Annotated in this window: 23 protein-coding genes and 1 pseudogene; 12 read left to right on the top strand and 12 right to left on the bottom strand. The window is 64.2% G+C overall.

Going from position 1 to position 24,332, the window contains the following annotated elements; all coding sequences use genetic code 11:
• The first annotated feature begins 46 nt into the window (after positions 1-46).
• The 4 genes from NKI06_RS12265 to NKI06_RS12250 are packed head-to-tail and all read left to right on the top strand — an operon-like array spanning position 47 to position 5,261.
• On the top strand, positions 47-1,054 hold the full coding sequence (locus NKI06_RS12265) for an ABC transporter permease (RefSeq protein ID WP_023696253.1): 1,008 nt from the start codon (positions 47-49) through the stop codon (positions 1,052-1,054).
• Entirely contained in the window at positions 1,055-2,191 is a 1,137-nt protein-coding gene (locus NKI06_RS12260; protein WP_023687914.1) for an ABC transporter permease, read from the top strand.
• A gap of 10 nt (positions 2,192-2,201) precedes the next feature.
• Positions 2,202-3,869 (top strand): ABC transporter ATP-binding protein, encoded by a 1,668-nt coding sequence (locus tag NKI06_RS12255; RefSeq protein WP_352985469.1) that lies wholly within the window; start codon positions 2,202-2,204, stop codon positions 3,867-3,869.
• Between the two features lie 21 nt (positions 3,870-3,890).
• Positions 3,891-5,261, top strand: a complete 1,371-nt coding sequence (locus tag NKI06_RS12250) for an alpha-glucosidase/alpha-galactosidase (protein WP_023704664.1) — start codon at positions 3,891-3,893, stop codon at positions 5,259-5,261.
• A 29-nt stretch (positions 5,262-5,290) separates the two neighbouring features.
• On the opposite strand, the gene NKI06_RS12245 is transcribed toward NKI06_RS12250, so the two are convergent.
• Positions 5,291-6,937 carry an acetolactate synthase large subunit gene (locus NKI06_RS12245; protein ID WP_352985468.1) on the bottom strand — a complete coding sequence of 549 codons (1,647 nt, stop codon included), beginning with the start codon at positions 6,935-6,937 and terminating at the stop codon, positions 5,291-5,293.
• Positions 6,938-7,044: 107 nt separating this feature from the next.
• Positions 7,045-7,932 (bottom strand): AraC family transcriptional regulator, encoded by an 888-nt coding sequence (locus NKI06_RS12240; RefSeq protein WP_352985466.1) that lies wholly within the window; start codon positions 7,930-7,932, stop codon positions 7,045-7,047.
• A gap of 99 nt (positions 7,933-8,031) precedes the next feature.
• Between NKI06_RS12240 and NKI06_RS12235 the strand changes: the two genes are divergently transcribed.
• Complete coding sequence (locus tag NKI06_RS12235) at positions 8,032-8,736, top strand: glutathione S-transferase family protein (RefSeq protein ID WP_081725367.1); 705 nt, start codon at positions 8,032-8,034, stop codon at positions 8,734-8,736.
• 125 nt (positions 8,737-8,861) lie between these two features.
• Positions 8,862-9,422, top strand: coding sequence for an FMN reductase (msuE, locus tag NKI06_RS12230; protein ID WP_023687920.1), 561 nt, complete (start codon positions 8,862-8,864; stop codon positions 9,420-9,422).
• Positions 9,423-9,582: 160 nt separating this feature from the next.
• Here the strand turns inward: msuE and NKI06_RS12225 are convergent, their stop codons facing one another.
• The 9 genes from NKI06_RS12225 to pcaQ form a co-directional block, all read right to left on the bottom strand.
• Entirely contained in the window at positions 9,583-10,614 is a 1,032-nt protein-coding gene (locus NKI06_RS12225) for a hydroxyacid dehydrogenase (RefSeq protein WP_023668143.1), read from the bottom strand.
• A 253-nt stretch (positions 10,615-10,867) separates the two neighbouring features.
• The gene (locus tag NKI06_RS12220) at positions 10,868-12,313 is read right to left on the bottom strand and encodes an aldehyde dehydrogenase (RefSeq protein WP_352985463.1); all 1,446 of its coding nucleotides are present in this window, start codon (positions 12,311-12,313) and stop codon (positions 10,868-10,870) included.
• A 94-nt stretch (positions 12,314-12,407) separates the two neighbouring features.
• Positions 12,408-13,193, bottom strand: a complete 786-nt coding sequence (locus tag NKI06_RS12215; RefSeq protein ID WP_023714837.1) for a coniferyl-alcohol dehydrogenase — start codon at positions 13,191-13,193, stop codon at positions 12,408-12,410.
• Between the two features lie 15 nt (positions 13,194-13,208).
• The gene (locus NKI06_RS12210) at positions 13,209-14,261 is read right to left on the bottom strand and encodes a branched-chain amino acid ABC transporter permease (RefSeq protein WP_352985461.1); all 1,053 of its coding nucleotides are present in this window, start codon (positions 14,259-14,261) and stop codon (positions 13,209-13,211) included.
• Positions 14,258-15,154, bottom strand: a complete 897-nt coding sequence (locus NKI06_RS12205) for a branched-chain amino acid ABC transporter permease (protein ID WP_352985459.1) — start codon at positions 15,152-15,154, stop codon at positions 14,258-14,260. The genes NKI06_RS12210 and NKI06_RS12205 overlap by 4 nt, the downstream gene beginning before the upstream one ends.
• Complete coding sequence (locus tag NKI06_RS12200; protein ID WP_352985457.1) at positions 15,151-15,879, bottom strand: ABC transporter ATP-binding protein; 729 nt, start codon at positions 15,877-15,879, stop codon at positions 15,151-15,153. The genes NKI06_RS12205 and NKI06_RS12200 overlap by 4 nt, the downstream gene beginning before the upstream one ends.
• Entirely contained in the window at positions 15,876-16,550 is a 675-nt protein-coding gene (locus tag NKI06_RS12195; protein WP_502898761.1) for an ABC transporter ATP-binding protein, read from the bottom strand. Before NKI06_RS12195 ends, NKI06_RS12200 begins: the two co-directional genes overlap by 4 nt.
• An 89-nt stretch (positions 16,551-16,639) precedes the next feature.
• Positions 16,640-17,938: an ABC transporter substrate-binding protein gene (locus NKI06_RS12190; RefSeq protein WP_023815843.1), complete on the bottom strand. Its 1,299-nt coding sequence runs from the start codon at positions 17,936-17,938 to the stop codon at positions 16,640-16,642.
• A gap of 276 nt (positions 17,939-18,214) precedes the next feature.
• Positions 18,215-19,132 carry a pca operon transcription factor PcaQ gene (gene pcaQ / locus NKI06_RS12185; protein ID WP_023685275.1) on the bottom strand — a complete coding sequence of 306 codons (918 nt, stop codon included), beginning with the start codon at positions 19,130-19,132 and terminating at the stop codon, positions 18,215-18,217.
• A 92-nt stretch (positions 19,133-19,224) separates the two neighbouring features.
• On the opposite strand from pcaQ, the gene pcaD reads away from it, so the two are divergent.
• Genes pcaD through pobA form a run of 6 tightly spaced genes read left to right on the top strand, consistent with a single transcriptional unit; the run spans position 19,225 to position 24,043 of the window.
• Positions 19,225-20,034 carry a 3-oxoadipate enol-lactonase gene (gene pcaD, locus NKI06_RS12180; RefSeq protein WP_023687922.1) on the top strand — a complete coding sequence of 270 codons (810 nt, stop codon included), beginning with the start codon at positions 19,225-19,227 and terminating at the stop codon, positions 20,032-20,034.
• On the top strand, positions 20,027-20,440 hold the full coding sequence (pcaC, locus tag NKI06_RS12175; RefSeq protein WP_352985453.1) for a 4-carboxymuconolactone decarboxylase: 414 nt from the start codon (positions 20,027-20,029) through the stop codon (positions 20,438-20,440). Before pcaD ends, pcaC begins: the two co-directional genes overlap by 8 nt.
• Positions 20,430-21,185, top strand: a complete 756-nt coding sequence (gene pcaH, locus NKI06_RS12170; protein WP_023685272.1) for a protocatechuate 3,4-dioxygenase subunit beta — start codon at positions 20,430-20,432, stop codon at positions 21,183-21,185. The genes pcaC and pcaH overlap by 11 nt, the downstream gene beginning before the upstream one ends.
• Positions 21,185-21,799 carry a protocatechuate 3,4-dioxygenase subunit alpha gene (pcaG, locus tag NKI06_RS12165; protein ID WP_023685271.1) on the top strand — a complete coding sequence of 205 codons (615 nt, stop codon included), beginning with the start codon at positions 21,185-21,187 and terminating at the stop codon, positions 21,797-21,799. The genes pcaH and pcaG overlap by 1 nt, the downstream gene beginning before the upstream one ends.
• Before the next feature lie 19 nt (positions 21,800-21,818).
• The gene (locus NKI06_RS12160) at positions 21,819-22,871 is read left to right on the top strand and encodes a 3-carboxy-cis,cis-muconate cycloisomerase (RefSeq protein WP_023685270.1); all 1,053 of its coding nucleotides are present in this window, start codon (positions 21,819-21,821) and stop codon (positions 22,869-22,871) included.
• Positions 22,871-24,043 (top strand): 4-hydroxybenzoate 3-monooxygenase, encoded by a 1,173-nt coding sequence (pobA, locus tag NKI06_RS12155; RefSeq protein WP_352985449.1) that lies wholly within the window; start codon positions 22,871-22,873, stop codon positions 24,041-24,043. The genes NKI06_RS12160 and pobA overlap by 1 nt, the downstream gene beginning before the upstream one ends.
• Positions 24,044-24,056: 13 nt before the next feature.
• Here the strand turns inward: pobA and NKI06_RS12150 are convergent.
• A pseudogene (locus tag NKI06_RS12150) lies at positions 24,057-24,236 on the bottom strand (3-oxoadipyl-CoA thiolase); the annotation flags it as partial.
• Positions 24,237-24,332: the final 96 nt, after the last annotated feature.

The following is a 24,332-nucleotide window of genomic DNA, read 5'->3' as shown; positions in this document are numbered from 1 at the left end:
TAAGGTCAGCGGCAACAGATTAGATCCAAGGAGGAAAAACGGTCCGATGCTGCGATTCCTGGCCATGCGCATAGCATCGGCGGTGCCGGTCATGGTCATCCTGAGCCTGGTCACCTTTGCCATCATCCAGGCGCCGCCGGGCGACTATGCCGACTATATCCGTTCGCAGCTCATCAACCAGGGCGGGGCGTCTTTTGCCGAAGCCGACGCGCAGGCGCAGGCCTATCGGGTCGAGCACGGCCTCGATAAACCGCTGCCCGTCCAGTACCTGAACTGGGTCGCCGGCATCATCACCCGCGGCGATTTCGGCTACAGCCTCTATTACAACAAGCCGGTCGCCGCCGTGGTCGGCGAGCGGCTGCCGCGCACGCTGCTGCTGGCGTTGGTCTGCCATCTGCTGGCGTCGGTGCTCGGCATCACCTTCGGCATCTGGGCGGCGACCAGGCAATACACCTGGATCGACTCGGCGCTGTCGGCCATCTCCTTCCTCGGCATGACGGTGCCGCGCTTCCTGATGGCGCTGATCATCGTCTATCTCCTGGTCTTCCAGTTCAACGTGTCGGAGATCGGCAGCTTCTTCTCGCCGCAATATGGCGGCGCGCCGTGGTCGTGGGCGAAATTCGCCGACCTCGTCAAGCATGTCTGGCCGGTGGTGGCGATCGCCACCTTCGGCGGGCTCGCCTACAATATGCGCGTCATGCGCGGCAATCTGCTCGATACGCTGAACGCGCAATATGTCGAGACGGCCAAGGCCAAGGGCCTGACCGGCAGCGCCGTCGTCATGCGCCATGCCGTGCCCAACGCGCTGCACCCGCTCATCATGTATCAGGGCGTGGTGCTGCCCTACATGCTGACTGGCGAGATCGAGACGGCGATCATCTTTGCGCTGCCGACGGTCGGGCCGGCCATTGTCGGCTCGATGGCGGTCGGCGACGTCTATGTCACGGCGACCTTCATGATGGTGCTGTCGGCAACGCTGATCGTCGGCAACATCATCGCCGACATGCTGCTCGCGCTGCTCGATCCGCGCGTGCGCCAGTTCAGGGAGAGCTAGATGCTGGCGCGCGATCCATCCCCGCCGCCGCCACCGGCTGAAGCAACCGCGATTGCGACCCCGCGCGGCAATGAGAGCTATATGGCGCTGGTCTGGCGCCGGCTGAGGCGCTCCTGGACCGGCATGGCCGGGCTGATCCTGGTCGTGCTTCTGGTGCTGATGGCGCTGTTCGCCGATTTCTTCGCGCCGATGGACCCCAAGGTAACCGATGTCGCTTTCGCCCCGCCGCAAGTGATGAGTTTTCACGACAGAGACGGGAATTTCGTACTCCAGCCGCGGGTCTATGCGCTGGCGGATTCTGCAGACCTCGACCCGGTCACCTTCCAGCCGGTCGTCGGGCCGGATTACGAGCATCCGCGCCTGCTCGGCTTCTTCGTCAAGGGCGCCGACTACCGGCTGCTTGGACTGATCCCCGCGAACCGGCATTTCTTCGCTTCGGCCGACGGCCAGCCGGTGCATTTTCTCGGCACCGACAAATTCGGCCGGGATGTGCTGTCGCGCGCCATCCAGGGCTCGCGCGTCTCGCTGATGATAGCGCTGACGGTGGTGTTCATCATCACCGTCATCGGCACCACGGTCGGCATGGTCTCGGGCTATTTCGGCGGCCGCTTCGACGTCTGGATGCAGCGCTTCGTCGAGTTGGTGCTCGCCTTCCCGCAATTGCCGCTCTATCTTGCGCTGACGACGCTGATCCCGGTGACCGCGCCGACCAACGTTTTCCTCGCCTTTGTCATCATCGTCATGTCGGCGCTGGGCTGGGCGCAGATGTCGCGCGAGGTGCGCGGCAAGACGCTGGCGCTGGCGCGGATCGACTATGTGCGCGCTGCCATGGCGGTTGGCGCCACCGACATGCGTATCATCATGCAGCACATTTTTCCCAATGTGATGAGCCACGTCATCGTCGCCGTGACGATCGCCATCCCGACGGTGGTGCTGCTCGAAGCCTTTCTCGGCTTCCTCGGCTTCGCCGTGAAACCGCCGCTGATCTCATGGGGGCTGATGCTGCAGGACACGGCTACCTATTCGGTCATCGGCACCTATCCGTGGATCCTGTCGCCGGTCGGCTTCGTGCTGATCACCGTCTTTGCCTTCAACGCGCTGGGCGACGGCCTGCGCGATGCCGTCGATCCCTATTGAGGTGGCCGGGATGACCGTAGCGCTCGCAGCCACCTTCGCACCAGCCGTCCGGCTCGACCATGCCGGCCGCCACGACCAACCCATCATCGATGCCCGCAACATCGAGGTCGCCTTCAAGGTCGAGCACGGCGTCGTCGACGCGGTGAAGGATGTCTCGTTCCAGCTCTATCGCGGCGAGACGATCGCCATCGTCGGCGAGTCCGGTTCCGGCAAGTCGGTGACGGCGCGCGCTGTCATGGGGCTCTTGTCGAAGCGGGCCACCGTGTCGCCGAAATCGACCATCGATTATTGCGGGCAGGACATACTGAAATTCCCCGAGAGCGCCCGGCGCAAGTTGCGCGGCAATCGCATCTCGATGATCTTTCAGGAGCCGATGAGTTCGCTCAACCCGATCTATACGGTCGGCAGCCAGATCGTCGAGGCGATCAGGGTGCATCGAAAGGTCAGCCGCAAGGAAGCCTGGGCGCGGGCGCTCGAGCTTTTGCGGCATGTCCAGATCCCCGAGCCGGAAGCACGCATCAAGCAGTATCCGCACCAGATGTCGGGCGGGCAGCGCCAGCGCGTGATGATCGCCATGGCGCTCGCCAACGACCCCGATGTGCTGATCGCCGACGAGCCAACGACAGCGCTCGACGTCACGGTCCAGGCGCAGATCCTCAATTTGATCCGCAATCTGCAAAAAGAACTCAGGATGGCGGTCATCCTGATCACCCACGACCTCACCGTGGTGCGGAAATTCTCGGACTATGTCTATGTCATGCAGCATGGCGAGATGTGCGAGCACAACGTTACCGAGCGGCTGTTCGCCGACCCGCAGCATGCCTATACCAAGCGGCTGCTCGCTTCAGAGCCGCACGGCAAGCCGCAGCCGCTGCCGGAAAACAGCGGCACCATCCTCGAGGCCCGCAATATGCGCGTCTGCTTCATGCTGCGCCATGGCAGCTTCCTGAAGCCGGACTGGCGCGAGCTGGTCGCCGTCGACGATCTCGGCCTGAAGCTTTGCCGCCACGAGACACTGGGGCTGGTCGGCGAATCCGGCTCCGGCAAGACCACCTTCGGTCTCGCCTTGCTCAAGCTCACCGAGGCCAAGCGCGGCGAGGTCAGCTTCGACGGCCAGCCGATCCACGGCCTGTCGCGCGCCGAGATGCGGCCGCTGCGCTCGCGCATGCAGGTCGTTTTTCAGGATCCGTTCTCGTCGCTCAACCCGCGTATGACGATCGGCCAGATCATCGAGGAAGGGCTGGTCGTCAACAGGATCGGCGCGACACGGCGCGAGCGGGTCGATCGGGTGCGCGACGCCCTGGTCAGCGCCGGCATGCCCGGCGATATCCTGTCACGGTTCCCGCACGAATTTTCCGGCGGCCAGCGGCAGCGCATCGCCATTGCCCGAGCCATCGCACTGGAGCCCGAATTCATCCTGCTCGACGAACCGACATCGGCGCTCGACCTCTCGGTGCAGGCGCAGATCATCGACCTGTTGCGCAAGCTGCAGGACGAACGCGGCCTTAGCTATCTCTTCATTTCCCACGACCTCAAGGTCGTGCGCGCGCTCTGCCATCGCGTCATCGTCATGCAGAACGGCAAGATCGTCGAACAGGGGACTGTCGACGAGGTCCTCACCCATCCCAAGACCGCCTACACCGAACGGCTCGTCAGGGCCGCCTTCGACGTGGCGTAGCAAAGTGCCGGAGGTTTAATAGTGGCAAGACATCCCAGGATCACCTTCATTGGCGCGGGTTCGACCGTGTTCATGAAGAACATTGTCGGCGACGTGCTGCAGCGCCCATCGCTGTCAGGCGCGACGATCGCGCTGATGGACATCAATCCGCAGCGGCTGGAAGAGAGCGCCATCGTCGTCAACAAGCTGATCGCGACGCTGGGCGTGAAGGCGAAGGCCGAGACCTATTCCGACCAGCGCAAGGCGCTCGCCGGTGCCGACTTCGTGGTCGTCGCCTTCCAGATCGGCGGCTTTGAGCCCTGCACCGTCACCGATTTCGAGGTGCCGAAGAAATACGGCCTGCGCCAGACCATTGCCGACACGCTCGGCGTCGGCGGCATCATGCGCGGCCTCCGGACCGTGCCGCATCTGTGGAAGATCTGCGAGGACATGCTGGCCGTCTGCCCCGACGCGATCATGCTGCAATATGTCAACCCGATGGCGATCAACACCTGGGCGATCTCAGAGAAATACCCTGAGATCAAACAGGTAGGCCTCTGCCACTCGGTGCAGGGCACGGCGATGGAACTGGCGCACGATCTCGACATTCCCTACGACGAGATACGCTACCGCTCGGCCGGCATCAACCACATGGCCTTCTACCTGAAGTTCGAGCACCGGCAGCCGGATGGCTCTTACCGCAACCTCTATCCGGACCTGGTCCGCGCCTATCGCGAAGGCAGGGCGCCGAAGCCGGGCTGGAACCCGCGCTGCCCCAACAAGGTGCGCTACGAGATGCTCACGCGGCTCGGCTATTTCGTCACCGAAAGCTCCGAGCATTTCGCCGAATACACGCCCTATTTCATCAAGGAAGGCCGCCCCGACCTGATCGACAAGTTCGGCATTCCGCTCGACGAATATCCCAAGCGCTGCATCGAACAGATCGAGCGCTGGAAGGGCCAGGCCGAGGCCTATCGCTCGGCCGACCGCATCGAGGTCGAGCAATCGAAGGAATACGCGTCCTCGATCATGAACTCGGTGTGGACCGGGGAGCCTTCGGTGATCTACGGCAATGTCCGCAACAATGGCTGCATCACCTCGCTGCCGGACAATTGCGCCGCCGAGGTGCCGTGCCTGGTCGACGGCTCCGGCATCCAGCCGACCTATATTGGCGAGCTGCCGCCGCAACTCACCGCGTTGATACGCACCAACATCAATGTGCAGGAATTGACGGTGCAGGCGCTGATGACCGAAAACCGCGAGCACATCTACCACGCGGCGATGATGGATCCGCATACGGCCGCCGAACTCGATCTCGACCAGATCTGGGCGCTGGTCGATGAGTTGCTGGCGACACATGGCGACTGGCTGCCGGCCTGGGCGCGTGGGAGCGCCAAGGTCCGGGCCGCCTGAGCGCTGCTGCGGCGGTATCTACTCCACCGTCAGGCCTCCGGTGGCGCCGGCAACCGGTGGCGCAGTTCCTCGACCAGCACGCGCTCGTTCTCCGAATAGTCGATCGGAACGACGACGAGATGGACGCCACCGCCGGCAAAGGCCTGTTCAAGCGTCGATTGTATTTCTGAGACGGCGCCGACCCTGGTTCCCTTGGCGCCATAGGCCTCGGCATAGCGGACGAAATCGGGATTGCCGAAGGTCATGCCGAAATCGGGGAACTGGTCGACCGCCTGCTTCCAGCGGATCATACCGAAAGCATTGTCCTCGATGATCAGCACGACCAAATTGAGCTTCAGCCTGACGGCGGTTTCCAGTTCCTGGCTGTTCATCATGAAGCCGCCATCGCCGCAGATCGCCATGACGCGGCGTGCGGGATAGAGCATCGCGGCCGTCATCGCCGACGGCAGGCCGGCGCCCATCGTGGCCAGGGCGTTGTCGAGCAGCAAAGTGTTGGCGACGCGCGTGCGGTAGTTGCGCGCAAACCAGATCTTGTACATGCCGTTGTCGAGCGCCAGGATGCCATCGGCCGGCATCACCGCGCGCACGTCATGCACCAGACGCTGCGGCGTGAAACGGTCTTCGGTGGCGCGGGCGGCAATGCGGCTCAAAATCCCTTCGCGCAGCGGCAGTAGCGCCTGCGCGTTGGGGATCTTGCCCTCGATCCGGTCGGCAAGCAGCCTGAGCGAAGCGCCGATGTCGCCGATCACTTCGGTCTGCGGGAAATAGACCTGCTCGACATTGGCCGGCTGGTAGCCGACATGGATCACCTTCGGTCCCTTGTCGCGCATAATGAAGGGCGGCTTCTCGATCGTGTCGTGGCCGATGGTGATGATGAGGTCGGCCTGCTCTATCGCCTCATGGACATAGTCGCGCTCGGACAGCGCGGCGGTGCCCATATAGAGCTCGGTTCCGCCAGGCACCGTGCCCTTGCCCATCTGCGTGGTGAAATAGGGGATGCCGGTTCTGATAACGAACTGGGCGAGGTCGGAGGTCGAGCGCGGCCGCGACGCGGCGGCGCCCAGCATCGCCAGCGGACGCTGCGCCTTGATGATCATCTCAGCGGCACGGTCGAGCGCCAGCGGGCTGGCCAGCGGAAGCTCGACCGGATGCGGCGGGATCAACGCGACATCGTCGCACTCCTCGGCCGCGATGTCTTCGGGCAGTTCCAGATGCACCGGCCCCGGACGCTCCTCCTCGGCAATCCGAAACGCTTCGCGCACCACGGCGGGAATGGTCTTCGCCGAGATGATCTGACGTGACAGCTTGGTCAACGGCTTCATCGCGGCGACGATGTCGACGATCTGGAAGCGGGCCTGGCGCGACGAGCGGATGCCCTTCTGCCCGGTGATCATGATCATCGGCATGGCGCCGAGCAGCGCATAGGCGGCACCCGTCGTCAGGTTCAGGGCGCCGGGTCCCAGCGTGGTGATGCACACACCTGGCTTGCCGGTGAGCCTGCCATGGGTGGCGGCCATAAAGGCGGCTGCCTGCTCATGGCGGGTCAAAATCAGCTGGATCGACGATTTGCGGATGGATTCGACGACGTCCAGGTTTTCTTCGCCGGGAATGCCGAAGATGCGATCGACGCCCTCATTCTCGAGGGCGGCAACAAGCAGGTCAGAACCTTTGGGCACGAAGCATCTCCTGGGCAAAGCGGCGGCGAACCGCGTCGGGATATGATCAGACATAGTGCTGGCAAAGTCCTACCGCGAGGCGCGGCCGCCGCCAATATCGCTCTGCCTTACAGATCCTTCCGTTTCCTGAATTGGCCGGGCGAGACGCCGGCGTGGCGCCTGAAGGCGGTGGAGAAGGCGGCTTCCGAGCTGTAGCCGACCGCCTCGGCGACTTGGCCCAGGCTCTTGCCCTCGTGCAGCAGCCGGCTGGCCTGCCGCATGCGGCAGCCGAAGAGATAGGCCATGGGCGCTTCGCCGACGAGATCGCGAAAGCGGGCGGCAAAGGTTGCCCTGGAGAGCCCGACCGCGCGTGCCAGGGTCTCGATCGTCCAGTCGTGGCCATAGGCTTCATGCAGGGTCGCGCGCGCGCGGGCGAGCGCGGGGTCCTGCAATCCCCTCAGCCAACCTGGATTGTCCATGCTTTCCAGACCGGAGCGCAAGGCGCGCGTGACGATGGCCCCAGACAGGCGAGCCATGACTACGTCGCTGCCGGGACCTTCGTCGGTCGCTTCCACCAACAAGGCCTCGACATAGCCACGCAGCCATTTGGGCAGACGGCCATTCGATCCCCGGATGTGAACGATGCGCGGCAGGCCGGCAAGTGCCGGATGGTCGGCGTCGCGAAAGGCGAAGGCGCCGCACAGGATGACGGTCTTTTCGCCTTCGCCGCCGCTGCGAATACGCCCGGCTGCGGTTTGGGTCGCCAGTTCGGCGGCGGGGACGTTCGCGCTTTTGAGCGCGCCGGGCGACCGCAGCACATGCGGATCGGCGCGCGGTGCAATGATCAGGTCGCCGGCATCGAGAGGCTCGACATCTTCCTCACCGAACACCGCCTCGCATCGCCCCTTGATGACGACGTGAATGCCGCGAAGTCCAGCCTGGCTGAACGAGATCGCCCAGGGCGCGGCCAGTTCGAGGCGCCGGTACCCGGCGGCTGCGAAGTGCAATTCGCGCATGAGGGTAGCCAGGAGATCCACGCTTCGCTCCAGAAACAGACGATCGATAAATCAATCCAGACGCTGTCGAATAGCGCGCCGGCCTTACTGGACCTAGCTATGCCCGACAGGCCGCTTGTCGGCGATAACGAAACTCAGGAGTTATTCATGCCGCCAATCGAGCTTTTTGTCGCGCAGCTTTGTCCCTATGCGCACCGTGTCAGGCTCGCCCTTGCCGAGAAAGGCCTGCAGGCGACGGAAATCGAAATCGATCTGCGCAACAAGCCGGCGTGGTTCCTGAAACTCACGCCGACGGGAAAGGTGCCGCTGCTGCGCCATCAGGGGCAATATGTCAGGGAGTCGGCGATCATCTGCGAATATCTCGATGATGCATTCCCCGAACGGCCGATTTTCCCCAGGGATGCTCATGCCCGCGCTGAGGCGCGCATCTGGATCAGCTTCGCCGACACGCAGCTTTACGCCAGGACGGCAACCATGATGCACAGTTCCGACGCTATGGTTCATGAGCGGATCAAGGCCCAGCTTGCCGACGCCCTGCGCTTTGTGGAACAGCATGCCTTTGCGAGGCGAGGGGCGGACGAACGGTTTTTGCTGGGCTCGGAATTCAGCGCCGCCGACGTCGCCTTCTATCCCTGGTTCGAACAGCTGTGCGTGCTTGAGAAATATCTGGGCTTTGCCATGCCGGCCGAATGCGAGCGCCTGCTACGCTGGCAGGAAATGGTTGCTGCCAGGGAGGCGGTGCGGACCTGCGCCAGGTCAACCGGCTTCTATCTGGAATCCTATGGCCGGCTTCTCGCGGCCTGAGACGAGCGGGCAAACGGAAAAAAAATCCCCGGCAATGGCGCTGGAGGGCCTATCCTTGCTTCTTGCGGCAGGCGCAAGCCTGTAAATATGCGGTATGAAACCCCGCCGCGAGAGGTGAGAGAAATATGCCCAATCCAACCGTCGTCGGGTTTTCCGGCAATTTCACCAGGCCGTCCAAGACGCGTGGTTTTGTCGACCAGGTTGTCAGGGATATTGCGCGCCAGCATGGCCTGTCGGCGAGCACCTATGACATCGAAGACCTCGGCCCGTCGCTCGGCGCTGCCAAATGGGCGCGCGATCTCGACGGTCAGGCGCGGGCAATCTTCGACAGCGTCGTCAATGCCGATGTGCTGGTGGTGGGGTCGCCGACCTACAAGGGCAGCTACACCGGCCTGTTCAAGCACTTCTTCGATCTGTTCGATCCCGCTTCCTTGCGCGGCAAGCCGGTGGTGCTGCTTGCCACCGGCGGTAACGATCGCCACGCGTTGATCGTCGAGCACCAGTTGCGGCCGCTGTTCGGCTTCTTCGAGGCGCTGACGCTGCCGACAGGGGTCTATGCCACGGACAAGGACTTTTCCGACGGCGTGCTGCGGGCCGAACCCATCCTGAAGCGCGTCGATCAGGTTGTCGGCGAGGTCGGGCTGGTGCTGGCCAATCGCTCGGCAGCCGGCGTTGCTGCCGGATAGCACGCAGATTTTTACGTCATCCGCAAATCAATACCCCGCCGGCCAGGCCTGGCGGGGTATCGCCGTGCAAAGGTTCCCGCGCTTGCGGTCATCCTGAGCGACGATGACAACGCGGCTTGGCCAACTCCGAAATCCATTTCAGACGGATTTATCGCGATAACTAGTTCCTGTCCGCCGGCTTCGAACGCATCCTTGACACGGTCTCGCGCTCGGCGCGCTTGGAGCGCAGCGGCGGCAGGCCACGGTCGATCAGGTCCATGTCTTCCAGAACCATGTCGCCCATGCGCTTGAAGGCGATGTCAAGCGCACCGGCGCGGTGGGCGGAGCGCAGGAAGCCGGGGATCGCACGGACCGGATGGTCCTGCGCCAGCGGTTCTTCAGGGAAGACATCGCTGGCGGCGACGATGTGGCCGCTTTTCACCGCCGCCATCAGGGCAGGGAAGTCGACGACGCCGGCGCGGCTGAGCAGGATGAAGGCGGCGCCCTTGCGCATACTTGCAAAGGCCTCAGCGCCGAGGAAACCCTGGTTCTCCGAGGTCACCGAAGCGACGACGAAGACGAAATCGCTTGATGTCAGCACCTCGGCCAGCGAGGCCGGCTCGACGCCATTGTCGATCAGGATCGACGGCGGCAGCCAAGGGTCGAAGACCTTGGTGCGGGTGCGAAAACCCGACAGCAGTCGGTTGAGCGCACGGCCGAGATCGCCGAAGCCGATGATGCCGACATCGGCGCCGGACAGAAGCCGCGCCGTCAAATTGCCGTCACCGCCCCACAGCTCCTCGCCTTTGCGGAAGGCGAGGTCAGCATCGACGATGTTGCGGGCGAGGTTGAGCGCCATGGCGAGGCCAAGCTCGGCCACCGGCTCGGCGAAGACGAGGCCGGTGGTGACGACATGGATGCCGCGCGCAAACAGCGTCTCATAGGGCATGTTGTTGATGAGGTTGGTCTCGACATTGAAGACGCAACGCAGCGCCTGCATCCGGTCCAAGGTCTCGGGCGAGATCGGCGGCTGGCCGATAATATAGCGGGCTTCGGCAAGCACGTCGGCGGGCAAGTTCGCCACGCCCTCGGCCGTCGTCTCGACGACGCGGTAATGCGCTTTGAGGCGCGCCAGCTGCGGTGAGGTGAAGATCAGGTCGAGCGTGCGTGGTTCCGGCGCGCTGATGACCAGCGGCAGGGCCTTGTTTGGCATAACGATTCCTCCCCGGCGCGATCCGTATCGCGTATTTTGCTTTGCACTTGTGGTAGTCCCCAAAACCGCTTGCCGCCGTCCGGCGGCATGTGCTTGAGGGGTAAAATACCCACGATTAAACGATTTACAACTCCGGGAGGGGCCGCCGATCGCGTGGCTCGAGCCTTGCCGGGTTTTGATGCGGGAATCCGTTGGCTCGCCAGGCAACGGCCCTGAGGGCTCCTTTCCTTCTCCCCTGTGAGAGAAGGTGGAGTCAAAACGGATAGTGCTGCCCCGGATCCTCGATGGTCAGCCAGCGCAGGTCGGTGAACTCGGCAATCGAGGCCTTGCCGCCGAAGCGGCCGTAGCCTGAACCCTTGACGCCGCCGAACGGCATTTGCGCCTCGTCGCCGACGGTCGGGCCGTTGATGTGGCAGATACCGGCTTCGATGCGCGCGGCAACCGCCATGGCACGGCGGATGTCGCGGCTGAACACGGCTGAAGACAGGCCGTATTCGGTATCGTTGGCGACACATACCGCTTCGTCCTCGCCCTTGACGCGGATCACCGGCTTGACCGGGCCGAAGGATTCTTCCGAATAGACGCGCATCGCTGGCGTCACGTGGTCGAGCAATGTCGCCTCGACCACGGTTCCGGTGCGCTTGCCGCCGGCCACAAGCCTGGCGCCCTTGGCGACGGCGTCGGCAACCAGTTCTTCCATCTTGTCGGCGGCTTGGTCGCTGATCAGCGAACCGAGCACGACATGGCCGCGCGGGTCGCCGGCAGGCAGCTGCGCGGCGCGGGCGGCGAGCTTTGCGACGAATTCGTCGGCGACCTTTTCATCGACGACCAGACGCTCGGTCGACATGCAGATCTGGCCCTGATGCATGTAGGCGCCGAAGGTCGCGGCATTAACCGCGGCGTCGATGTCGGCATCGTCGAGCACGACCAGCGGCGCCTTGCCGCCGAGTTCGAGCAGCGCCGGCTTCAAGTGACGGCCGGCGAGTTCGGCAATGATCCTGCCGACCTTGGTCGAGCCGGTGAAGTTGACACGCCTTACGGCGGGGTGCGCGACCAGTGCCTCGACGATTGTCGCTGCGTCCTTGGGATCATTGGTGACGACATTGATGACGCCCTTGGGCAGGCCGGCCTCGACGAGCACCTGCCCGATCAGCCGGTGTGTGCCTGGGCACATTTCCGAAGCTTTCAGCACAACCGTGTTGCCGCAGGCGATCGGCATGGCGATGGCACGGCTTCCGAGGATGACCGGTGCATTCCACGGCGCGATGCCGAGGCAGACGCCGGCCGGCTGGCGGATCGCCATGGCCAGCGTGCCGGGCTTGTCGGAGGGAATGACTTCGCCCGAAATCTGCGTCGTCATGGCGGCTGCCTCGCGCAGCATTTTGGCGGCGAGCATGACGTTGAAGCCGGCCCAGGGGCCGGTCGCGCCGGTTTCTTCCATCATCAACTTGGTGAATTCGCCGACCTTGGAGTCCATGACATCGGCCGCCTTGGACAGCAAAGCGCGGCGCTCGCCCGGACCGGTCTTCGACCACGTCTTGAAAGCGGCAGCAGCGGCTTCGACCGCGGCATTGGCGTCGGCGATGCTGGCTGCGGCAGCGCGGGTCGCCAGCTTGCCGGTGAACGGGTCCATGCGCTCGTAAGAGGCTGAGCCGGAGGCATTCCTTTTGTCGCCGTCGATCAGAAGTCCGATGTCCATTGTTCTCTCCCTCGCTCGCCGTGGAGCGTCTTTTCTATCTATTATCGACCACGATCTGATCCGAACACCGGCTCCCACTTTTCGGGATCATGGTCTAGAAGCCGAGCACCTCGGCATTGATCGATGCTTCAAGCCCACCGTCAACCGGCACATTGGCGCCGTTGACCCAGCGTGCGCCGTCCGAGCACAGGAACAGCACAACAGGCGCGATGTCGCCCGAGGTTCCGGCGCGCCCGACCCTGGCGATGTCGCTGTCGACGCGGGCGTCACCCAGCACATTGCGGAACTGTTTGAGGATCGGCGTCTCGACCGGGCCGGGGCTCACTGCATTGACGCGGATGCCGCGGCTCCTGAACAGGTCCTGATGTGCGGCGCGCTGCGTCCACAACAGCAGCAGCTCCTTGGAAACGGGATAGCCTTCCTCGTTCTTCACCTGATGGTCGGCGATCATCTTCGCCACATCGGGAAAGCCTTCGATGCCGACCATCGATGCCGCGCGGTTGAGATTGGCGCGCCAGCCATAGCCGGCGATCGAGGCGACGTTGACTACGGTGCCGCCTTCACGAAGTCTTGGTGCGAGGCCTTCCGAGAGCGCGCGCAGGCCGTAGAAGTTGACGGCCAGTGTCGACACCGCACCGGTGTTGCCGGGGAGGCCGGCGACATTGCAGAGCGCATCGATGCGCTGCGGCAGGCGCCCGAGGAGATCGTCGACGCCGGCCTTGGATGAGATGTCAGCCTTGACGAAACTGCCGGCCGATGCTGCCGGTTCACGCATATCGACGCCGATCACGTCAGCGCCCAGTTGGCCGGCAAGTTCGGCCGTGCGAGCGCCGATACCAGAGGCGACACCGGTGATGAGGATGGTCTTGCCGAACAGCATGGTCACGCCTTTTCACTATGCGTTGCGGCCTGGTTGCGGCGAAGGCGCCGCGTCACTATCGCCGGCGTTTGCCGGCAGCCTGACCCGGTAGCCGACCGGTAGCAGGCGCAGGCCAAAGCGCTCCTCCAGCGTTCCCCACACGCCGCGCGGCAGGAACAGCGAGAACAGCACCGCCGTGGCGCCGAGGCCGATCAGATACCAGACGCCGGTGCCGCCGAACCAGGTCTCGATGAGGAAGAACAGCAGCGCACCCAGAATGGCGCCCTCGAAGGTGCCGATGCCGCCGACCAGCACCATGAAGATCATGTAGGCGGTCCACTGGACGTTGAAGTAGGTTTTCGGCTGGAAGGTGATCGACGTGGCCAACCACAGCGCGCCGGCCATGCCGATGCCGAAGGCGGCGAGCACGAAGAGCAGCCGCTTGGTTCCGGTGACGCGCACGCCGACCGATGCCGCGGCCTCCTCATTGTCCCTGATGGCGCGGATGGCCGCACCCGTGCTGCCGCGCAGCAGGCTAAACAGGATGGCAAGGAGCGCCGTCATCGCGGCCAGCGCCAGCCAGTAGATCGTCGCCCGCCTGACGCCGGCGTCATAGACGTTGAGCGAGATCAGCGACGTCCCGGTCTCGCCTTGCACCAGCCGGTCGAGATTGACCAGGAGATGGGTGAGCGCCGCGATCACCCACATGCCGATGGCGAACTCGCCGTTCTTCAGCTTCAGCATGAACAGCGACATTGGCCAGGAGATCGCGCCGACAATGATCGCCGAGACAAACAGAGAAGCGAACGGGTTGAGGCCTGCATCGGCCAGGCGGATGGTGAAATAGGCGCCGAGGCCGAAGAACACTTGCTGTCCCACCGAAACCAGCCCGCCGAAGCCGGCCAGCGCATTCCACATCGCCGCCAGGATCACATAGATGAACAAGGCGGTCATGCGGTCGACGGCGCCGGCCGACAGGAAATGCGGCGCAACAGCGAGCAGCGCGATGATGACGACAACCGCAATCGCCGAGATGCGCGAAGCAGCTGTGCCGCGCTCGATAACGGGGGCGTTTAAAACCGAGCTCATGATGCTTTCCTCGCGGGCAGGCGCAGCAGGCCGCGCAGGCCGAGGCCGGAGGTGGAGAGCCGGATGAACAACACGATCAGGAAGGCGACATGGCCGCCGATCAGAAAACCTTGCGGATGGATCTGCGCGCCGAGCGTCTGGGCGAGCGCCAGAACGATGCCGCCGACCAGCGTGCCCCATAGCGAACCGGCGCCGCCGATCACCGCCGCCTCGAAAGCGAACAGCAATTGAGGTGCGCCGGTATAGGGATCGAAGGTGGCGCGCATGCCGAGGAAGGCACCGGCAAGACCGACCGTGACCATGGCGATGGCGGCCGCGAGGGCGTTGGCGCGGCGCGCATCGACGCCGACGAGACCGGCCGTGTCGGGATCTTCCGACGTGGCGCGGATCGAGCGGCCAAGCCACGTGCGGGTGAGGAACAGCTGCAGTCCGCCAAGCAATATGACGGCGGCGGCGAACATGATCACGGCAAGCTTGCCGACATAGATGCTGCCCGGCCATTCCCAGGAATCGTAGGAGAGGCTGCCGATATAGGGCGCCAGCGAACGTGTGTCGGCGCCGAACTGCTCGAACAGCGCATTGTCGATGACGATGGCGAGGCCGAACGTGGTCAGGATCGGCAGCAGCGCGCCTCCGCGGGCGCTGCGCTCGAGCAGGAAGCGCTGCAGCGCCCAGCCGATGGCCGCCATCAGCGGCAGCACGATGAGCAGGCCGACGAAGGGCGAGATATGGAGTTGCGAGGCGAGCCACCACAGCGCGTAGGCGGAAAACACGGCCAGGCTGCCATGCGCGAGGTTGATGATGCGCATCACCGAAAACATGAAGGAGAGGCCGCAGGCGATCAGCGCGTAGTAGCCGCCGAGCAGGATGCCCTGGACGATCTGGTTGCTCATGCCGGCACACTCCCGGCGCTTTTTCTGTGCAGGCCGAAATAGGCTTTCGTCACTTCATCGCGGGACATGCCCTTGCTCGGGCCTTCCAGCGCGACGCGTCCTTCGAGCATGCAGATGACCTTGTCCGAGACCGAGAGCGCGCGATTGAGGTCCTGTTCGACCAGGATGATCGTCGTGCCGGAGCTGATCAGCCCTTGCAGCGAAGCGTAGACGCGATCGACCACCAGCGGCGACAGGCCGAGCGAGACCTCGTCGAGCAGCAGCAGCTCCGGATTGCTCATCAACGCGCGGCCGATGGCGGTGGCCTGCTGCTCGCCACCGGAGAGATGCCCGGTCTTGGCGTGGCGGCGCGGCTTCAGATTGGGGAACGTGTCGAGCACCCTTTCCACGCTCCAGTCGCCGGGCCGGCCGGCGGTCTTGCCGAGCAGAAGGTTCTCCTCGACCGTCATCTGCACGAACAGCTTTCGTCCTTCCGGCACCAGCGCGACGCCCATGCCGACCCGCTTGTGCGAGGGAACGCCGGTGATATCGGCGCCATTCAGCAGCACGCGGCCGGCCGTCGGCTGGTGCGCGCCGGCGATCGCCCGCAGCAGCGTCGTCTTGCCGGCGCCGTTGGCGCCGACCAGCGCCAGCGTTTCGCCGCGCTCGATCGTAAAGCTCACACCGCGCACCGCCTGCAACAGGCCGTGGCGGACGACCAGATTGTCGATTGCGAGCAGGCTCATTTCGGGCCTCCGCCGAGATAGGCCCGCACGACTTCGGGGTCAGCCATCACCGCTTGCGGCTCGCCGTCGGCGATGATCTTGCCGGCATCCATGCAGATCAGCCGCTCTGCCACCTGCAGCAGGATGTGGACGATGTGCTCGATCCAGACGATGCCGATCTTGCGGCGGCGCAATTCCTTGATGGTATCGACAAGTTCGCTCGCCTCGCCATCGGTCAGTCCGCCGCCGATCTCGTCGAGCAGAAGCAGCGTAGGCCTTGCCGCGAGCGCGCGGGCAAGTTCCAGCCGCTTGCGGTCGAGCAGGCCGAGCGTTTCGGCGCGCCGGTTGGCCACGCCCATCATGCCGCACAGTTTCAGCGACTCCAGCGCCTCTTCATAGGCCTCGTCGCGGGCGAGACCGGCGCCATGCGACGCGGCAACAAAAACGTTCTCGAACGTGGTCATGCCGCCGAACGGCTTGGGCACCTGGTGCGTGCGCACCAGGCCGAGACGACAGCGCGCTGTAGCCGGCATCGCGGTCACATCGCCACCCTTGAAGGCGACCGTGCCGGCGCTCGGCGGGAAGGCGCCTGATAAGATGCTGAGCAGCGTCGTCTTGCCGGCGCCGTTCGGGCCGACGATGCCGACGGCCTCATCGGCATTCATGGCGAAGTCGACATCGTCGAGCACCACCAGCGCGCCGAAGCGTTTCTGGATGCCGGCAGCGCGGAGGATCGCGGCGTTTGCTGAACCGTTCACGATGCGATCCCCGTAGCCGTCCGTCAGCCGTTATACGGCTGGAGCTTGGCCTCGACCGGAACCTTCGGGTCGGTGGCGTTCTCGGTCACGACGTAGTCGAGCGGGAATTTGCCGCCTTCCTTGGCCGCCACCCATTGGGTGCCGATGATCGGGCCGGGAGAGACATTGGCGACCGGGCCGCTGGTGAAGTCGACCTTGCCGATCATGGTCTCGGTGTTGAGCGCGCTCAGCGCCTTGGCGACGGCCGCCTTGTCCTTGGCGTCGGTGCTTGCCTTCAGCGCCTCGAAGCCGGCGTCGAGCAGCGACATCGAGGCGCCGAGCTGCTGCGTCCACTGCTTGCCGCTGGCGGCCTCATAACCGTCGGCCAGTTCGATTCCCGAAACGCCGGTCAGCGGCGACTTGTAGGGAAAGGCCTTGTGCCAGTAAGCGGCGCTCGAAATCTTGTTGCCGAGATCGCCCAGCGCCTCGATGTCGGACGGGAACAATCCGGTCTTGGCGACCTGGCAGATCTTGATCTGCTTGATCAGGCCTTGCTGTGCAGCCTGACGCCAGAAGGCGGCGAAGTCCGGCGGGATCGGGAAGGAGTTGAAGATCTCGACGCCTTCCTGCTTGAACAGCGCGATCTGCGAGGAATAGTCGGTGGTGCCGGTCTCGTAGGCGCCGGGATCGACGATGGTGAAACCCTGCTTTGCCAGCAACGGCGCCAGATGGGTGCGGATGGCATTGCCGTCTGCGTCGTTGGGATACATGACGCCGACCTTCTTGTTGGTCTCGATCAGGTTCCATTGCGAGATGTAGGTCCGGAAGAACTCGTCGACGCCGAAGCCGAAATGATAGGTCCATTTGAACGGCGAGGGTTCGCCGGGCTTGGCGCCGCGGCCGAAATACCAGGCCTCCCACGGCATGACGGTGGAGAGGCAAGGCACGCCGGCGGCTTCGCAGGCGTCGGCGACCGGGTTGATCACCTCCGGCGTCGACACCGCCAGCATCAGGTCGACGGCCTGGTTGTTGATGAGGTCCTTGGCGAGCTGGCCGGCGCGCGACGGGTCGGATTGCGTGTCCTGGTCGATGATCTCGACACTGTATTTCTTGCCGCCGATGTCGAGGCCGTTGGCGAGCGCCTTGCGGGCGAGATCGAGCACATAGCCGTCGGTCTGGCCGAAGCCGGCGAGCGGCCCGGTGCGCGGGCTGACAAAGCCGACCTTCAGCGTGTCGGCGGCCTGCGCGAATGCCTGGCCGCGGCTGAGCGCAAGTGCCGCGCCGCCGGCGAGCGATGTGGCGATGAACTGGCGCCGCGAGACGCCGGATTTGCTTGAGGTCATGCTGGTATTCCTCCCTTTCCTGACGGCACCTGGAGGTCACCGCCGGCCTGCTCAAAATCGATGCCGCCCGTTCTTAAGATCGGAGATCGCCCCGGCAGGCCTTGAGGCGGCAGCGGAACGCCGCCAATGCCGATAACGGCACGATTTCGATCCTCCCATCGTCACAGTGCCCTAGGTGTTTGGTTTGGTAAAATGATATTTTGCGGTGTTTCTTTAACCAACAGGTTATGGAAATACGGCTGAAGGCCCGCTCTGCGCCAGATTGGCGAAAGGTGCTCAGGCGTTCTGGCTGGCCGCCTCGCGAATGGTCTGCAGCAGGATGGTGAAGGCCGGCGAAGGCGCAGTGTCGGTCCGCATCGTCAGGCCGACCGGCCCTTTGGTTTCCTCGGTGTTGACGGGCAAGGCGACGAAGGCGCCGCTGGAGAGTTCGTTGGCGACGACGCCTGTCGATATGATCCAGACCGCATTGCTTTGGCGCAGGAAGGCACGGCCGAAGGAATCCGAGACGGTCTCGATCTCGGTCGCAGGCGCCGTCATGCCGTTGGTGATGAACAGGCGGTCGACGAAGGGGCGGATGACCGACTCCCGCGTCGGCATCAGCACCGGGAATTCATCGAGCCGGGCGAAGATGTCCTGGCCCGGCTGCAGCAGCGGATGGCCGGCCCTCACCACGAACAGCACCGGTTCGGAATAGAGATGCTCGAAGAAGAAGCCGGTCATGTTTTCCGGCGCCGCAAGCCGGCCGACGACGAGATCGAGCGCACCGACGCGCAACTGTTCCAGCAGGACCGCGTTCTCGCCGGTGACGATCTTGATCGCAGCACCGGTATTTTCACTCAGGAACAGGCTTATGGCGCGTGGCATCACCTTGGCCGACACTGTCGGGAGCGCGCCGATGCGGATCGGATGCCGGTTGATGGCGCCGTCCTGGCGGACGGAATCGACGCCGCGCTTCAGTGCCGTGATCGCCGTGCCGGCATGGCCGAGAAAGATTTCGCCAAGCCGTGTCACCCTGATGCCGCGGCCGTCGCGTTCGACGACAGCGATGCCAAGCGCCTCCTCCAATTCGCGCAACGTCTTGGTCACGGCCGGTGGGCTGACATGGAGAAAGTCGGCCGCCCTCGCCACGCTGCCTTGCCGCGCTACCTCAAGGAATGCCTGCAGGTGACGGAACCTTATGCGGCTTTCGGACATGTTCTCATAACCTAGCAGTTAATGAAACGGCGTAAAATATCATTTTACCAAACCAAATGCCTTGTGCAATGTGAACACGGAGGATCGAAATCGTGCCATTCGTCAACATTGGCGGCATCACGCTGCACCATCGCCATATCAAGGCGAAGGGAAATGCGCGGCCGATCGTGTTCATCAATTCGCTGGGCACCGACTTCCGCGTCTGGGACGAGGTGTTGTCCGAACTGGGTGGCGAAATGCCTGTGTTGGTCTACGACAAGCGCGGCCATGGCCTGTCCGACATTGGTGGCGTCAGCTCGATCGACGAGCATGTCGATGATCTGTCGGGCCTGATCGATCATTTCGAACTGAACAATGCGGTGCTGTGCGGCCTGTCGGTGGGCGGCCTGATTGCGCAAGGGTTTTATGCCCGGCGCCCCGAAATCGTCGACGGCCTCATCCTGTGCGACACCGCCCACAAGATCGGCACGGCCGACAGCTGGAACACCCGCATCGAAACGGTCGAAAGCAAAGGTATCCAGGCCATCGCCGATGCCGTGCTCAAAATGTGGTTTACGCCTGCCTTCCACGCGGACCGTGTCGCCGAGCTCGACGGCTACTGGAACATGATGACCCGGCAAGCCGTCGCCGGCTATGTCGGCACCTGCGCCGCGGTGCGCGATGCCGATTTCACCGAGGCCGCGCAGGGGATCGCGGTACCCACGCTTTGCGTCGTTGGCGACCAGGACGGCTCGACGCCGCCGGATCTCGTCCGCTGGCTGGCCGATCTGATCCCAGGCGCACATTTCGAAATCATTCGTGACGCCGCGCACATCCCTTGCGTCGAACAGCCCAAGGCGCTGACCACCCTGATCCGCGATTTCGTCGCGGCGCTTCCCCTGAGAAAGCAGACCCATGGATGAACTGCCCAAAAACGAAACCAGATATCAGACCGGGCTGACCGTCAGGCGCTCGGTGCTCGGCGACCGGCATGTTGATCGCAGCGAGGATGCCGTCACCGATTTCGACCGGCCGTTCCAGGAGCTGATCACCGAGGCAGCCTGGGGCACTGTGTGGGCGCGTCCGGGCTTCAGCAGGCGCGAACGCTCGATCGTGACGCTGGCACTGCTGGCCGCCCTTGGCCATGATGAAGAGGTCGCCATGCATGTGCGCGCCACCGCCAACACCGGTGCGTCGCGCGACGATATCTGCGAAGCGTTCCTGCATGTCGCGATCTATGCCGGCGTGCCGGCCGCCAACCGCGCCTTCAGGATCGCCAAGGAGGTGTTTTCGGAAATGGACGGAAGCAGGGCTGGCCATGCCAGCTGATGCCGGCTCGAACCGCAGGCCCGAGAGCGGAGCCTTCTTCCAGCGCGACCGTGGCTGGCATCCGCCGGCGCTGACGCCCGACTACAAGACGTCGGTGTTGCGCTCGCCGCAAAAGGCGCTGCTGGCCTTCGACAACACGGCGTCCGAAATCACCGGTCCGGTGTTCGGCCACGCCATGCTCGGCGAACTCGACAATGACCTGATCCACAACTTCGCCAAGCCCGGCGAGAGCGCAATCGGCGAGCGTATCATCGTCTATGGCCGCGTGCTCGACGAGCGCGGCCAGGGCGTCTCCGGCGCGCTGCTCGAATTCTGGCAGGCCAATTCAGGCGGCCGTTACCGCCACAAGAAGGACGGCTATCTCGCGCCGCTCGATCCGAATTTCGGCGGCTGCGGCCGCACCATCACCGATGCCGATGGCGGCTATGCCTTTCGCACGGTGAAGCCCGGTCCCTATCCCTGGCCGAACGGGCCCAATGACTGGCGGCCATCGCACATCCATTTCTCGGTGTTCGGCCACGGCTTCGCACAGCGGCTGATCACGCAGATGTATTTCGAGGGCGACCCGCTGATCTGGCGGTGCCCGATCGTGCGCGGTATCCGTGACAAGGCGGCCGTTGAGACGCTGGTCGCGGCGCTCGACATGCAGGCGACGATCCCGTTCGACGCGCGCGCCTACAAGTTCGACATCGTGCTGCGCGGGCGCCGCGCCGCGCTGTTCGAAAACCGGCCGGAGGGCAATTGATGGCGCAATCGCTGACCCGGCTGAAGGAGAGCCCGTCGCAGACCGCCGGGCCCTACGTGCATATCGGGCTGACGCCGAATTTCGGTGGTATCGGCGGCGTCTATCCGACAGACCTCGGCGCGACGATGCTCAACGACAAGACCAAGGGCGAGCGCATCGGTTTGCGCATCCGCGTGCTCGACGGCACCGGCACGCCGCTCAGGGATGCCTTGATCGAAATCTGGCAAGCGGATGCCAATGGCTTCTACAATTCGCCGGCCGAATTGCGCGGCGATGCCGATCCGGATTTTCAGGGCTGGGGCCGTCAGCCGACCGACATGGAAACCGGCCTGTGCAGTTTTCAGACGATCAAGCCGGGACGCGTGCCGTATGGCGACGGCCGGCTGATGGCGCCGCATATCAGCCTGTGGATCGTCGCCCGCGGCATCAATATCGGCCTCCACACGCGGCTCTATTTCTCCGACGAGGCCAAGGCCAATGCCGAGGATCCGATCCTGGCCCGCATCGAGCACAAGGTGCGCGTGCCGACGCTGATCGCCGAGCGGCAAGGCGACAACTATATTTTCGACGTCCATCTCCAGGGGGAGAAGGAAACGGTCTTCTTCGACAGCTGACGGTCAGGAAACCAATGACATGACCGTATCGCCCTTCGACCATCCGCTGCTCTCCGGCCTGCTCGGCGACGAGGAGGCGGCTCGGCATTTTTCGGTGGATGCGGAAATCGCCGCCATGCTCGATTTCGAGCGCGCGCTGGCGCAAGCGGAAGCCGAAAGCGGGACTATCGGCACGGATGCCGCCGCGGCGATTGTACCTGTCCTGTTGTCATACAAGCCGGACACCGCGCGGCTGCGGGCCGGTGTGGCGAAGGATGGCGTGATCGTGCCCGAACTGGTGCGCCAGTTGAAGGCAGCGGTCGGGGCGCCGCACGACGCCGGCGTGCATTTCGGCGCAACCAGCCAGGACGTCATCGACACTGGCCTGGTGCTTCGGCTGCGCCGGCTCATTGAACATCTCGACCTGCTGCTGACTGAAAACATTCTGCGGCTGGTGGGGCTGGAAGAACGTTTTGGCAGCCGTGCATTGACAGCGATGACGCGCATGCAGCCGGCGATCCCAATTCAGGCGTCGGACCGCGTGGCGGTGTGGCGCACGCCGCTGCAACGGCATCAGCAGAGACTGTCGGAGCAATCCAAGCGTCTGCTCGTGGTGCAGTTTGGCGGCGCCGCCGGCACGCTGGAGAAGCTGGGCGACAAAGGACCTGCCGTGCGCGCGGCCCTTGCCGCAAAGCTCGGCCTTGGCGACGCGCCGCAATGGCACAGCCAGCGGGATGCGCTGGCCGAATTCGCCGGGCTGCTATCGCTCATCACCGGCAGCCTCGGCAAGTTCGGCCAGGACATTGCGCTGATGGCTCAAGATAGAACCGACATCAAGCTGTCCGGCGGCGGCGGCTCGTCGGCCATGCCGCACAAGCAGAACCCGGTGAAGGCGGAAGTGCTGGTGACGCTGGCGCGCTTCAACGCCACCCAGCTTTCCGGCATGCATCAGGCGCTGGTGCATGAGCAGGAGCGCTCCGGTGCTGCCTGGACGCTGGAATGGCTGCTCTTGCCGCAGATGGCGGTTGCGACCGCGGCTGCGCTACGGCTCGCCGCCGAACTCGCCGGACAGATCGAAAGCCTGGGACACTGATGCGCACCCGGATTGTCATTGTCGGCTCCGGACCGTCCGGGCTGCTGCTTGGCCAGCTTCTCGGCACCATTGGCGTCGAGACGGTGATCCTCGAACGTTCGAGCCGGGAGCATGTGCTTGGCCGGGTGCGGGCAGGGGTGCTCGAACAAGGCACCGTCGAGTTGCTCGAAGAGGCGGGCGCAGCTGCAAGGCTGCATGCCGAGGGCCTGCTGCATGCCGGCATCTCGCTTGCCTTCGGCGGCGGCCTGCACCGGCTCGACCTCACGGCACTGACTGGGGGAAAGCATGTCACCGTCTATGGCCAGACCGAAGTGACGCACGATCTGATGGACAAGCGCGAGGCGGTCGGGCTGACCACCGTCTATGAGGCGGCCAACGTCGCGCTGCATGGTTTCGATGGCGAAGCGCCTTACGTCACCTATAGCAAGGACGGCGTCGGCCATCGCATCGACTGCGACTTCATCGCCGGCTGCGATGGCTATCACGGCGTCAGCCGCAAATCGGTGCCTGAGCGGGCGCTGAAAACCTTCGAGCGGACCTATCCCTTCGGCTGGCTCGGCGTGCTGGCCGAAGTGCCGCCGGCCGATCACGAACTGGTCTACGCCAACCATGAGCGGGGCTTTGCGCTGTGCTCGATGCGCTCGACACATCGCAGCCGCTACTATGTGCAGGTTCCGGTTGATGAGAGCGTCGAGGCCTGGAGCGACGACCGCTTCTGGGATGAGTTGCGCCGTCGCCTGCCCGAGCAGACTGCCGCCGCCGTTGTTACCGGGCCGTCCTTCGAAAAGTCGATCGCGCCGCTGCGCTCCTTCGTTGCCGAGCCGATGCGCTTCGGCCGGCTGTTCCTGGTCGGCGACGCCGCCCATATCGTGCCCCCGACCGGCGCCAAAGGGCTCAACCTCGCTGCCAGCGACGTGCGCTATCTCTTTGCCGGACTTCGCGAATTCTATCTGGACAAATCGCAGGCCGGGCTTGACGCCTATTCAGCCAAAGCGCTGGCTCGGGTGTGGAAGGCGGTGCGCTTCTCCTGGTGGATGACGACGATGCTGCACCGCTTTCCCGATACGGGCGAGTTCGGCCAGCGCATCCAGGAAGCCGAGCTCGACTATCTCGTGCATTCGCAGGCGGCGTCGACCGCGCTGGCGGAGAACTATGTCGGTTTGCCCTATTAAGGGCAGTGCGATCTCAAACCCGTTCGAGCGCCACTGCGATGCCCTGGCCGACGCCGATGCACATGGTGGCGAGCGCATAGCGGGCGCCGCGCTCGCGAAGCTCCAGCGCAGCCGTGCCTGCAATGCGCGCGCCCGACATGCCCAAGGGATGACCAAGCGCGATGGCGCCGCCATTGGGGTTGACGTGGACCCCAAAACACGCCCTTCCGCCTTTGCCGCGCACCGCCCTGCCTTTGGGGGGCTACCGATGGTTTGGTTTGATGAGTGAGATTTTCAAAAAGTAACCAGG

Source organism: Mesorhizobium sp. M0772 (assembly GCF_040320135.1).
Lineage (GTDB): Bacteria > Pseudomonadota > Alphaproteobacteria > Rhizobiales > Rhizobiaceae > Mesorhizobium.
This window is presented reverse-complemented; position numbering and strand designations above follow the sequence as displayed.

What these genes read in the sequence shown, in the direction of transcription:
- NKI06_RS12265 (WP_023696253.1), top strand. Translation starts at nt 47, where the DNA reads ATGCTGCGATTCCTGGCCATGCGCATAGCATCGGCGGTGCCGGTCATG.
- NKI06_RS12260 (WP_023687914.1), top strand. Translation starts at nt 1,055, where the DNA reads ATGCTGGCGCGCGATCCATCCCCGCCGCCGCCACCGGCTGAAGCAACC.
- NKI06_RS12255 (WP_352985469.1), top strand. Translation starts at nt 2,202, where the DNA reads ATGACCGTAGCGCTCGCAGCCACCTTCGCACCAGCCGTCCGGCTCGAC.
- NKI06_RS12240 (WP_352985466.1), bottom strand. Translation starts at nt 7,932, where the DNA reads ATGCGCGAATTGCACTTCGCAGCCGCCGGGTACCGGCGCCTCGAACTG.
- NKI06_RS12235 (WP_081725367.1), top strand. Translation starts at nt 8,032, where the DNA reads ATGCCCGACAGGCCGCTTGTCGGCGATAACGAAACTCAGGAGTTATTC.
- msuE (WP_023687920.1), top strand. Translation starts at nt 8,862, where the DNA reads ATGCCCAATCCAACCGTCGTCGGGTTTTCCGGCAATTTCACCAGGCCG.
- NKI06_RS12225 (WP_023668143.1), bottom strand. Translation starts at nt 10,614, where the DNA reads ATGCCAAACAAGGCCCTGCCGCTGGTCATCAGCGCGCCGGAACCACGC.
- NKI06_RS12220 (WP_352985463.1), bottom strand. Translation starts at nt 12,313, where the DNA reads ATGGACATCGGACTTCTGATCGACGGCGACAAAAGGAATGCCTCCGGC.
- NKI06_RS12215 (WP_023714837.1), bottom strand. Translation starts at nt 13,193, where the DNA reads ATGCTGTTCGGCAAGACCATCCTCATCACCGGTGTCGCCTCTGGTATC.
- NKI06_RS12210 (WP_352985461.1), bottom strand. Translation starts at nt 14,261, where the DNA reads ATGAGCTCGGTTTTAAACGCCCCCGTTATCGAGCGCGGCACAGCTGCT.
- NKI06_RS12205 (WP_352985459.1), bottom strand. Translation starts at nt 15,154, where the DNA reads ATGAGCAACCAGATCGTCCAGGGCATCCTGCTCGGCGGCTACTACGCG.
- NKI06_RS12200 (WP_352985457.1), bottom strand. Translation starts at nt 15,879, where the DNA reads ATGAGCCTGCTCGCAATCGACAATCTGGTCGTCCGCCACGGCCTGTTG.
- NKI06_RS12190 (WP_023815843.1), bottom strand. Translation starts at nt 17,938, where the DNA reads ATGACCTCAAGCAAATCCGGCGTCTCGCGGCGCCAGTTCATCGCCACA.
- pcaQ (WP_023685275.1), bottom strand. Translation starts at nt 19,132, where the DNA reads ATGTCCGAAAGCCGCATAAGGTTCCGTCACCTGCAGGCATTCCTTGAG.
- pcaC (WP_352985453.1), top strand. Translation starts at nt 20,027, where the DNA reads ATGGATGAACTGCCCAAAAACGAAACCAGATATCAGACCGGGCTGACC.
- pcaH (WP_023685272.1), top strand. Translation starts at nt 20,430, where the DNA reads ATGCCAGCTGATGCCGGCTCGAACCGCAGGCCCGAGAGCGGAGCCTTC.
- pcaG (WP_023685271.1), top strand. Translation starts at nt 21,185, where the DNA reads ATGGCGCAATCGCTGACCCGGCTGAAGGAGAGCCCGTCGCAGACCGCC.
- NKI06_RS12160 (WP_023685270.1), top strand. Translation starts at nt 21,819, where the DNA reads ATGACCGTATCGCCCTTCGACCATCCGCTGCTCTCCGGCCTGCTCGGC.
- pobA (WP_352985449.1), top strand. Translation starts at nt 22,871, where the DNA reads ATGCGCACCCGGATTGTCATTGTCGGCTCCGGACCGTCCGGGCTGCTG.